The organism is Polaromonas sp. P3_B1, from assembly GCF_056402935.1.
Genome location: NZ_JBFUGK010000027.1, coordinates 62281 through 74023 on the forward strand (window position 1 = coordinate 62281; position 11743 = coordinate 74023).

Annotated in this window: 4 protein-coding genes and 1 pseudogene; all 5 read right to left on the bottom strand. The window is 56.7% G+C overall.

The genetic code is table 11. The features are described 5' to 3' along the window. Positions 1-10: 10 nt before the first annotated feature. A complete protein-coding gene (locus tag AC1DXS_RS16275; RefSeq protein ID WP_477738516.1) occupies positions 11-9427 on the bottom strand; it encodes a calcium-binding protein in 9417 nt (3138 codons plus the stop codon). A gap of 2 nt (positions 9428-9429) precedes the next feature. Beyond that, entirely contained in the window at positions 9430-10317 is an 888-nt protein-coding gene (locus AC1DXS_RS16280; protein ID WP_477738517.1) for a hypothetical protein, read from the bottom strand. Continuing rightward, entirely contained in the window at positions 10310-10516 is a 207-nt protein-coding gene (locus tag AC1DXS_RS16285; RefSeq protein ID WP_477738518.1) for a hypothetical protein, read from the bottom strand. The genes AC1DXS_RS16280 and AC1DXS_RS16285 overlap by 8 nt, the downstream gene beginning before the upstream one ends. Positions 10517-10518: 2 nt before the next feature. After that, on the bottom strand, positions 10519-11388 hold the full coding sequence (locus AC1DXS_RS16290) for a hypothetical protein (protein WP_477738519.1): 870 nt from the start codon (positions 11386-11388) through the stop codon (positions 10519-10521). A gap of 45 nt (positions 11389-11433) precedes the next feature. Next, positions 11434-11743: pseudogene (locus AC1DXS_RS16295) on the bottom strand (HlyD family type I secretion periplasmic adaptor subunit); the annotation flags it as partial.

Genomic DNA, 11743 nt, shown 5'->3' on the forward strand with positions numbered 1-11743 from the left:
CGCCATCCGCTTAGCCCAGCCGGATCAGCCCCTCTTGCAAGCTGGCCGTGGAATGCACGGCCTGCGCCTGCGCACCAAACTGCGCATTCGTCAGCACCTCCTGCGCCTTGCCCAGGCCCATACCCGCCAGCGTGCCGTCCGCGCCATAGTGGTAGGCCAGGTCGCCGCCCAGGGCTTCGCTGTCGCTGCCCGCCAGGTGGAACTGCGTGAGCCCGTTGCTCAGCGCCCAGCTGCTCAGCCCCGGTGTGGCCGTGCGCGCCGCGTCAAACGCGCCGACCAGTCCCTGGAAGTCAAAGGTCTGGATCTTCTTGTTGAGCAGCGGGTCGCTGGAGCCGGCGTCGAAGGTCGCCATGGCTTCGGCTATCAGTTGCAGGTTCAGCACGCCTTGCCTGTAGGAGGCGGCATACCAGTTGCTGAAGGTCAACTGGTCGGTGGCGCTGACCTTCAGGATCAGGTCGTCGCCGTTCTTTTCCAGGCTCAGGTTGGCATAGTCCAGGCCGGCTCCGCCCAGGCTGACGGTGTCCTGCGGGCCGTCTGACCCGTCGGTTTCCACCGTATCCTGCCCGTCGCCGAGGTTGAAGGCGATCAGGTCGGCGCCGCCGCCTGTCTTGAGGAGGTCGTCGCCTGCCCCTCCGATGAAGAAGTCGCCGCCGATATTGCCGAGCAGCTCATCATGGCCGGAGCCTGCGTTGTAATAGTTGCCGCCCTGGGTGTCATACAGAAGATCATTGCCGACGCCGCCTTCGAGAGCATCGAAACCGTTTCCGCCGTAGAGGTTGTCGTTGCCGCCATAGCCGCGCAGGATGTTGGTCTGGGTCACACTCACCAGGACGTCATCACCCTCGGCGCCGACGTAGTCGTGCGTGGCGCCCAGCACCGTCTGGTCCCAGACGGTTCCGTCGGCAAACTCGACTCGCTCTACCTGACGCGCGTCGCCAAAGAACCAGCTCCCCAGGGTGATGCGGTCGCTCGTGCCGTTGATGTTCAGGTACAGGTTCTGCGAGTCTCGGCTGAGACTGACGTCGCTGGCCAGCACGGTGCCGTCAAAACGCACGGTATCCACATTGCCTGCCGTCTCGTCGAAGTCGATGATGGTGTCGCTGCCGTCTCCCCGGCTGTACAGGTACACGTCGTTGCCTTCGGCACCATAGAGCGCATCAGCGCCTTGCAGGCCTTGCAAGGTGTCATTGCCGAAGCCGCCTGACAGGTAGTCGTCGCCGCCCGTTCCCACCACGGTCATCGTGATGGCGGTTGCCGTGCTGGCCAGGGTTTGCTGGTCCCACACGGTGCCGTCGGCGAACTGGACTTGCTCGATCTTGAACTGGTCTCCGTCGAACCAGTTCCTGAGCTTGATGCGGTCAGTGCCGCCAGCGATGTTCAGGTACAGGTTGTGCAGGTCGCGAGTGACGGTGACGTCGCCGGCCAGCACGCTGGCGTCGAAGCGCACGGTGTCTATGTTGCCTGCGGTGGCATCCTGGTCGTAGATCTCGTCCGAGCCGTCCCCGCGGCTGTAAAGGTACACGTCGTTGCCGCCGGCCATATCGAAGAAGTAGTCGTTACCACCTTCGCCGTCGAAGCTGTTGTTGGCTGCACTTCCGATAAAGATATCCGTGCCTTCGGCGCCGACGTAAGCGGTTGCGGCGGCCAGCACCGCCTGGTCCCAGACGGTTCCGTCGGCAAACTGAACGCGCTCGACTTTGCGAGCATCGTCAAAGAACCAGCCGCCCAGGGTGATGCGGTCGCCCGTTCCTGCGATGTTGAGGTACAGGTTATACGAGTCTCGGCTGAGGCTGACGTCGCTGGCCAGTACGGTGGCGTCAAAGCGCACCGTGTCGACGTTGCCAGCCGTCTCGTCGTAGTCGAGTATGGTGTCGCTGCCGTCTCCCAGGCTATACAGATAGACGTCGTTACCTCCTACTCCATGAAACTCGTCGTTTCCGGCCTGCCCATCAAACACGTCTGCTCCGCTTGTGCCGCCCAACATATCGTCTGCTGCTGTGCCCAGGACGGTGGGGGTGATTGCGGTTGCGGCAACTGCTGCCTCCAGGGCCTGCTGGTCCCATACCGTGCCGTCGGCAAACTCCACCCGCTCAATCTTGTACGCATCACTCCAAAACCAGTTGCTGAGGGTAATTTGATCGTTCGTGCCCTCAACGCTCAGGTAGAGATTGGATTCATCGCGGGTAACCTCGATGTCATCAGCGGAGATCGTGCTGTCGAAGCGAACGGTGTCGACACCTCCCCCGATCCCGTCGAAATCCTCGACCCAGTCCGTCCCGAAGCCGGCGCCGAAAAGGTACACGTCATTACCGTCGCCGCCAAACAGCTCGTCGTTTCCGGCCCCGCCTTCCATGGTGTCGTTGCCTTCTTCAGCGTAAATGACATCGTTCCCCTCCAGGGCGTTGAACGTGTCGTCCCCGCTCGAACCGAACAGGGTATCGTCGCCCTCTGTACCCGGCAGGACCGTGACCAGGCTCTTCAACATGGCAACATCCCACACCGTCCCGTCGGCAAATTCAACCCGCTCGATCTTGTTTGAGTTATCGCCAAACCAGCCGCTCAAGACAATCTGATCGTCCGTGCCTTCAATGTTCAGGTACAGGTTGGAATAGTCACGCGTGACCTTGATATCTTCAGCGGCAACAGTGGCGTCAAAACGCACAATGTCGGTATCTCCTCCGGTCGGGTCGTAATCCTCAATCCAATCCTGCCCAAAACCAGCGCCGAACAGGTACACATCGCTGCCTGTTCCGCCTACCAGGGAGTCGTTGCCGGCACCGCCGTCCAGGGTATCGTCGCCGCCTCCGCCATAGAGCTCATCGTCGCCACCCAAGCCCATCAGCGCGTTCGAGCCACTGTTACCGAACAATACGTCGGCCTCTTCCGTTGCGGGCGCAGTCACCACCAGTGATTCGAGCATGGCAACGTCCCACACAGTGCCGTCGGCAAACTCGACCTGCTCCACTTTGCTGGCATCACCATTGAACCAGTTGTTCAGGATGATGCGGTCAGTGGTGCCGTCAATCTCCAGATGCAAGCTGGAATAGTCGCGGGTGACCTTGATGTCAGCGGTGGAAACACTGGCGTCGAAACGCACCGTGTCTACATTGCCGGCCGTTGCGTCGTTCTCATTCACCAGGTCTACACCATCGCCGCGGCTGAAGAGGTATACGTCGTCCCCTGCACCGCCGTAGAGGTCATCGTTACCGGCACCGCCGGCCATCACATCGGCCCCTGAGGTGCCGAAGAGGGTGTCATTGCCTTCCGTGCCTTCAATGGTCACATCGGATACGGCAACAGTGAGCGTGAAATTCGACGAGGCTGCCAGGCCAAAAACGTCCCTTGCCGTGACGGTAATGGAAAGCGCCCCGGTAAAGCCCACCGGCGCGGTTCCCTCAAGCCTGAACGAGTCGACGTTGAAGTTTAGCCAAGCGGGCAAAGGGTCGCCGTTGGCAAGACTGAAGCTGTACGTCAACGGATTGCCGTCCTCGTCAGAGAACAGGTCCGAGGGAATATCAAGGCCGACGTTCCCTTGTGCCTCGATTTCCAGGTCATCCAAGGGATACACCGCCTCAGGGGCATGGTTGAGGCGGCTCGCGTCAGCCAGCGCGAGTATGTCGCCCGCGTTCCAGACCACGCCGTTGTCGAAAACAATGCGCTCCAGGAAATAGCTCGCGGCCTCGGGGTTGAGGCCCTGTTGCACCGTCAATGTCTCGCCGGTGGAAATGATCTGGATGATCAGGTCCAGGTTCCCGGGCTCGTAGGTCAGCACGATATCGGCCGGGTCCAGCCCCGTCAGCTTGACGGTGTCAAAACCGCCGCCGCCGTGGTAGGTTCCATCAGGGTCGTGTTCACCGTAGTCCCATTCCAGGTCACTGATGAAGTCATCGCCCGAGCCTGCATGCCAAATATAGGTGTCATTACCTGCACCACCATACAGATGGTCATTGCCGCCCCCGCCGTCAAGGATGTCGTCGCCGCCCGCGCCATACAGGTAGTTGTTAGAAACGCCGCCAACGATGTGGTCTCCCAGTGACCAACCTACCAACGTTGGGTCGAAAGAGTTGCTTCGCTCCCTCAGCTCGATGTTGAGCGACTGATCTTGAATGCTCCAGATGGTCCCATCGGCAAACAGCAGCCGCTCAACGGTGTAGTAGTACTCATCAAGCGCATAGAACTGCTGGGTAATTCTGATGGTTTCACCCGTGGCGTTAATCGTCAGAACGGCTTCACCGCCGTTGTATCTGACACTCGAAACGTCTCCCGGGTTTAAACCAGTCAGCTCCAGCGTGTCAAGTGCGCCCCCGCCAAAGTCATAAATCGAGTCGTTCCCCTGTCCGAGACCCCAAACAAAAGTATCGTTGCCAAGCCCACCCGTCAGGCTGTCGTTGCCCATGCCTCCGATCAGGCGGTCGTCTCCCTGACCACCCTGAAGGTTGTCATTACCCTCACCGCCTTCAAGCAAATCATTTCCACCCGCGCCGTTGAGGTAATCGTTGCCGCCTTCACCTGTCAAATGATCATCGCTGTCAAACCCCGTGATGCTGTCATCCGTCCCAGTGGGTACAAGCGTCATGAGTTTGAGTTTGCTGACATCCCATTCCAATCCGTCGGAAAACACGATTTTTTCAATAGCGCCGTCGTACCCCGATCCGAAGAATGCCGCCATCACGAGCTCTTCGCCTGAGTCAAGCACCGTCAGCTTAAGGTTGCCTGATGAGTCCTTGCTAGCCGCCACATCAGTATCCAGAAGATTAGTCAGCATCAAGACGTCGCTGCCACCTTGTTCCACCAAAACATCGCTGCCAAAGCCACGGCCCCACTTATACGTATCGTTGCCGAAGCCACCATAGACCGCATCATTGCCGGTACCGCCATCCAGCACATCATCAAAAGCGCTACCCACCAGCGTGTCGTTACCACCCTGGCCATTCAGTGTGCTGGCCCGGTTGAAAGCAATGAGCTCGTTGTCATACTCATTGCCCAGAAATTGCTGTCCATTGGCAAGCAGCTGGGCCGGCGTAGTTGTTTGCGCACCCGCCGTGATGACAAACCGGTCAAGAAAAGCCTCAATATCCGCCCCTACAGTCTGGATGCTGATGGAGTCTTGCCCGGCAGGGGTCATGAAAAGGACGAGCTTACGATTGTCAATCGGCCCGGACAATCCAATCCTGAGCAAGGAGATGTCGGTATTCGTGTCCAGCGCCAACGTGAGCGCGGTGGCCTCTGCTTCAACAACTCCAGCGCCCATCGTCACCTGGTCGTTGCCATCGCCTTCATGGAATTCCAATGTATTGTCGGCAGACTCGAAGCGGACGGCGTCGTTGCCTTGACCTGCGGAAACAACATGGCCGCTTCCCATGACGACGATATCGTCCGAGCCGGCTCCCGTCACTACTTCTTGTGGCACACCAGTCACCGTAACCTGGCGGGGCGTAGGGCTGCGCTGCAGCAACTCCTTCGCGGTGTAATTTTTGCCGTTGACGCTGACAGACGCCAGGGAGCCGTCGACCCAGCCAGTACCTTGCACCTGTAGCGCCCCGATGGTTAACACCTGATTGCCGTTTGCAAGGAAAGTCAGCACGGGAGCATCCGCTGGACTGCCGGCGTTGATGATGTTCAGCGTGCCGGCGGCATGCGAGGTGTCCTTGAGCTTGACCACTGTCGCCAGGGCGGCATCGATGGTGTAGCGATTTTGGCCGGAGTCGTCGGTCAGTTCGGCATCGCCGTTGACTTGGTAAATATCATCACCCGCACCGCCTTCGGCAATATCGGTTGCCCCCACTACCAGGGTGTCGTTGTCGTCGTCGCCGTAAAGCCGGTCTTGTCCTTCGCCACCGATCAGGGTGTCGTCGCCCTTGCCGCCGTAAAGCCAGTCCGTCCCGTCTCCGCCGATCAGGATGTCAGCACCGTTGCCACCGTTCAGGAAGTCATTGCCAGATCCTCCATCCAGGTAATCATCACCGAACAGGTTTTCAGGCGTTGCTGCCCATGAGCTCAGGTCACCGGCCACACCATCGCCGTACATGATGTCATTGCCGCCACCGCCTTCGAGACGGTCCGCGCCACCGCGGCCGTACATTGTGTCGTTATCCTGTTCGCCATAAAGATAATCCGTCGCATGCGACCCCACGAGCAAGTCATCACCCGTACCGCCGAAAAGCATGTCCCCACCAGAGCCATAGATTGATTCGCTGGCCTCCACATAATTGCTCAGGGGCAAGCCCACAGGGCGGTCTATCTCGTTAGTGGTATCTACGATCTTCAACCCTTCTACGCTGTAGCTCAGGTTTGTACCTACCTGGGTACTCAGCAGACGCCACATCGACAGGCCCGCAACCGTTGAACTGGCCACGACCGTCTGGCCGGAGCCGACTGTTGCAAATTCGGTGATCTTGCGGCGCTCTATCGAGTGGCTGGCAAACAACAAGTCATTGCCTGACCCGCCGTCCAGATAGTCTGCCCCGCGACCGCCGAACAGTAAATCGCCTTCGCTGCCGCCCAGCAACTCGTCGCCGCGATTGCCACCGGACAGTACGTCTGCGCCGGCGTTCCCTTCAATGTGGTCGCGGCCGACGTCTTGCGCGCTATTAGCCAGGCTGTATGCATAAACATACTCAACGCCGTCGACAGTAATGCCTGCAGGGTTGTATTCCGATGAAATAACGTAGCCGAGAGTGGGGTCGCTTTTCAGAAAATATAGGCTTCCCGAATCTTCCATGCCAGTGGCAAGCAGGTCGTTGCCCGAGCCTCCGATTACCGTATCCCCGGCGTCGGTGGCACTGCCGCCCAAATCAGGCATCACCCATGCATCACTACTGGTTTCCACAACAAATTTGTCATGGTCGCCCCGCTGCTCGATCATGAACCAAGGGTTACGCGAAGTGAGTGTGAAGAGTTCCGCGCCGGGGTGATCCCAGTTGCCTCCTGACTCTCGCACGGCACGCTCTACGGTATCGGGCTGCACGCCTTCGAGCGTGATGCCAAGGTCGCCGCTTTCAAAGTTGCGTATCCTGAAGCCGCCAGCAGTGGTGCTGACAATGAGGTCCATCACGCCCGCACCGCTGGAGGATGGAATCAGGCTGTAATACACGCGGCCGTCGTGGCCCATCCAGGTGTTGGCCGAGTTGGGGATGGCATGGCCACCAGCTAACGTAATGACGTCGGCACCGATCTTGAGTTCGATCTTGCCGTCTTTGTCTGTCAGGGTGTCAAAGCCTTCACCGGCTGTGATGCGGTAGGTGTCGGTACCTGCACCACCGACCAGGGTGTCGTCGCCTTCGCCGCCGATGAGGATGTCGTCGCCGGCATTGCCTTCGAGGTAGTCGTTGCCTGCTTTTCCATTTATGGTGTCATTGCCGCCTCCACCATATATATGGTCATCCTTTCCTTCACCAGAGAGTTCGTCGGCATCACTTCCTGCAAAAATGACTCGTTTGGCTTCAAGTATGGCTTGTGGACCAGCATTGGTATTGGCCACACTGAACCGGGTTGAGCTATCTGCGTCGCTGTAGACGACTGCCTGAAAAACACCCGGACTACGAACTTCTTCAACGTTATTGGTATTACGGGAGACGACCCACCTAAGCATGTCCGCCCGGTCGGCATACCAGCTATTCGAGAACGTGCCGAGACCGGAGGCTCTCTGCTCAAGGGTCAGCTCCGCATCGGCTTCCCACAATTGCGCCAAGCCTTCATTAGATTGTTTGAGTTTGGCAATCACCGTGCCATCATTGGTTTGTATGGCGAACGGACTCAGCACTTTAAGCGCAAGAAAGCTTCCGAAATTCGTCCGTGCATCAGCTGCTTGACTGACAGGAACGATGGTGGCTTTTCCTAGCATTGACTTGTACGTTGAGGTGTCCGTAATCGCCTTAAGCTTTTCATAGAACTTGGTTCTGCCACTGTATCCAGCTACATCATTTGTCAGCGCCCAGGTGTTGCCATCCAGGTTACCCTTGAGCCGGCCTGCCCCGGCCCACCCCAGGCCAAGCATGTCAGCCAGAGCATTAAGGACGCGCTCCAATGTGTCGCCGTCCGCCTTGCCTTGATTGTTGGTGCCAACGCTACCCACAAAACCTGTTTCCACTGTCGCATTGCTGGCAGAGTTAAAGATACTTTTAATCTTGGCGGCATCTAACGCGGGGTCAAGCTGGGCCAGCGTGTTCTGCACATTCAGGCTGTCAACGAGCAGCACCAGGCTGTGTGTGTCACCAAAGTCGTTGGCAGAAAAATTGGGCACCAGCAGCTTGACGCCATTGGCAAATGAGCTTTCGCTATAAACGTCTGCGGCAGCGCTACCGCGAAGGAGCGGTTGGTCTTCAATCCATATCGGTGTGCTAATACCCAAATGGCGTTGAGAATTGGACACCATGGATGGGGTGGTGGCACCATACAAATCAAATACGTTGGCCCGGTTGTCCGTGGTCCGGGGGAGGCCGCCCAAGGCCTTACGTATTGCATCTTCGTCACCATAACTGGAGGTTTTTTCACCGGCTTTAAGAACGGCCAACTGATAGTCCAGGCCAATGGCTTCAATGTTGGCCAGCGTCACACCAGCAGCATTGTTGCCGTCCCCACTGGACAGGTTGGTTACCCGCGCAGCTTCAAAAGCGATGTCTTTACCGCGCTGCAGGGCCTTGACCAGAAGCGCGGCCTCACCATAGCCAGCTGTATTTGGAGATAGCTGTGTGGTCAGTGTCTTCGCCTGCACCAAAGCTGAATCGATGACCTCGAGCGTTACCACGCCATTCACATAGCTGACAATGCTTTTGTAGGAATCGTAGAAATCTCGCACGGATGCATCGGTGAACAGGTCAGCGTTACTGCCAGTGCTGCGGCGTTGGTCGAAAGCACTGATGACTGAGCCAAGACTGATACTGTTATTAAGGATGCCTACTCCGGCGCCGTTGAATGTGTAGATGGACGTCGCGGCATTGGGGTATAGGAGATCAAAGGCTGTCGCCAAGTGGCCACCGAGGGAATAACCGGTGACAGTCAAGGTCTGCTGCAGATTGATCTTGTTGCTGTCGAGCAGCCCATCAACCCAGCTCTGCATGTCCGATATTTGTCCGAAGGCCCAGCCAAAGGGGCGTATCTCCATCCCGTTGGTAGCCTGGTTGTCGCGTGCCGCGTCGTCTATGAATTCAGTGGAACGGAAGCTCAGGACGAGTTCGTTCGTCAGAGTGTTTTTGAAGAGCGTGCCACTAAATCCCGTATTTGTGTTGGACTTGTGGTCTACAACAGTCCATCCGTCTGCAACGAATTGATCTGCTTGAGTGGTGGTGAATTTGCTTGAACGATTGTTGCCAAATGCAAGCGCTCTCTTTAAACCATCCTCTGTCGATACAGGAAACCGATCTAACAAGGCTTCTGCAGCCATCTGCACATTGGCATACCTAAGATAGGCTTGAATTTCGTTTGTCATGACTAGTTTTTCGTGTTTGGCCTAAGCACTTTTTCTACGAAATTGCGATCGATAGGATCAAAAATTGCACGCCCGTCAGGTGTCTTTCGAGGGGCAGGACACGCACTATCTCGGGCATAAGCCCAAGGAGATCGCCCGCCAGAGGTGTCTCCCAACCCCGTATCGAGCATGCATCCAGTGCGCTTCCCTAGTATTTCTTTGTTCGTTGAGTCAAGAACCATCACTGAACCACAAGCGATCCAGTTATCTCTATCAGTCGGCGTTGACTCGTCCTGCCAATCCACGGCATATCTTGCTTCTTGCCGAGATTCGACATTGCTTCTTAAACTCAAACGCTCTGTTCCGCTTTTGGTCGTTATCTCAGCGGTGTAACGAGTAATATTTTGCGATGACGTATCGATAACCTCGACAAACTGAAAAGCACCTTTTATTGTTTTATCCGTGAGCCAATAAGCATCCGATTTCCCAGCAAGAAATGATCGAATGTATCCATCCCCACCCGAATTTTCTTGCCCATATGGATCATCCATGACCCGCTGCTCAGCAAAATTGATTTTGTCCGGCCTGACTTTTATCAACAGCACACCATCTACGTCATCCACTGTCTTGTAAATTTTCTCCCCCGCAGTCTTGCACCGCTCTTCAAACAAAGCCTGCGCCTTGGCAAGCCGCTCTTTGTAGTCATCCACCACCACCTGTTGCTGATGGTTGTCCTGAACGGCCTTGTAAATCGGTATGGCAGTCACAAATCCCACCGCCAAGACTGCCAGCAGCTTTCCCCACCATTTCTTGGGCAGCCACAGCGCCAGTCCAATTCCAATCAGGGCCAGCAGTAAAAAGCCGATACCTGCGGCTTGCAGCAGTTCCTTGGTTAACCAGTAATCACGCATTTCCTTCTCCCTTTTCCATTGATATGTTGTTGACTAGTGCCGCACACAATTGTTCAGCACGGGTGATAGTGAACTTGTTTGAGCGACTATTGCCAATGGCTAGCCAATCTTTGAGAATTTCGCCTCCATCATCAGGCATTGCTTTAACGACTATTTGCAAGCTAGCGGACTTTAGATACGCAGAAGTTTCAGTAAACATGATTATTTCGAGGATTCTTTGATTGGCTTTAGTACYTGAGCAACAAAAAGTCGGGTGCTATCGCGGCCATAACTGGTATCCATGCCGCAGCCTTTTGCGAACAACCAAGGCGCCCTCTGTCCGGCCTGGCTACCTTGACCCGGCTCGATTACATATCGCGTGAACTCCCCCAGCGTCTCTTGAGTTTTTAAGTCGACAACCTTCACCGTACTACTCGCAACCCAATACTCACGCTCACCTGGACTCACGACGTCTTCAAACGTAACGCCAAAACGCGGCATTGGACCTTTAGTCTCTTCACGTTTAATTCGCATATCCGCCGCGAGGGTATAGCGGTAACTTTTTTGATGCACAGGCTCAAGTACGTCCACATACCGGTAGCCTGGGTCAGTTGATGTCGATGAATCCAGCACAAGTGATCTACCGCCAGGCGATGTTGCTTCGCGTTCATATAAAAGAAAGGAGCGTATGTAGTCGTCCCCATAGAATTCGTGTGCGGCAGCAGCGCCAGCCATCATTGAATTGGACTTCGCGGCATCGTACTGCCTCACTTTCATTAACAGCAGTCCATCTACACCGTCCACCGTCTTGTAAATCTTCTCTCCCGCCGTCTTGCAGCGCTCGTCAAACAAAGCCTGCGCTTTTGCTAGGCGCGCGCGATAAGCGTCTGCGGCCTCTTTTTCTTTTACATACTCCTGAAAACCCTGAATCGGCAGGATGGATGCCAGCCCCAGAACGATCAGGGCGGCAGCTGTCTTCGCAACTTTCTCTTTGACTAGCCATAGCACTAGTGCAAGCACGATCAATACGATGATCAGATAACCCCAGCCAATTGCACTGAGGAGGTATTGAGTTAGCCAATAGTCACGCATTTCGCTTCTCCACTGGCGCCCACATGGCAAGTCCGCGGTTCAACCTCACCTCTCCCTCCCCGACTCCTGCACCGCCTTCTGCACAGGCGACAGCAAATACTCGAGCACCGTCCGCTTGCCCTGGTTGATCTCGGCCACGACCTGCATGCCCGGCGTGATGGCCAGCGCCCTGCCCTGCGGGTCTTTGAGCACCTGCTCGTCGAGCTTGACGCGCACCTTGTAGGTCGCCATCGCGGCTGCGGCGGCCGCGGCCGCATCGCTCGCGCTGCTGCCACCTACGCTGCCTGAAGACGCACCGCCACTGCCGCCCTGGTTGTTCTGCGTGGCGTCGGCGCTGATGTGGATGACCTTGCCC

Bases quoted from the DNA above. Each gene is read 5' to 3' on its own strand.
- AC1DXS_RS16280 (WP_477738517.1), bottom strand. From the start codon at position 10,317: ATGCGTGATTACTGGTTAACCAAGGAACTGCTGCAAGCCGCAGGTATC.
- AC1DXS_RS16285 (WP_477738518.1), bottom strand. From the start codon at position 10,516: ATGTTTACTGAAACTTCTGCGTATCTAAAGTCCGCTAGCTTGCAAATA.
- AC1DXS_RS16275 (WP_477738516.1), bottom strand. From the start codon at position 9,427: ATGACAAACGAAATTCAAGCCTATCTTAGGTATGCCAATGTGCAGATG.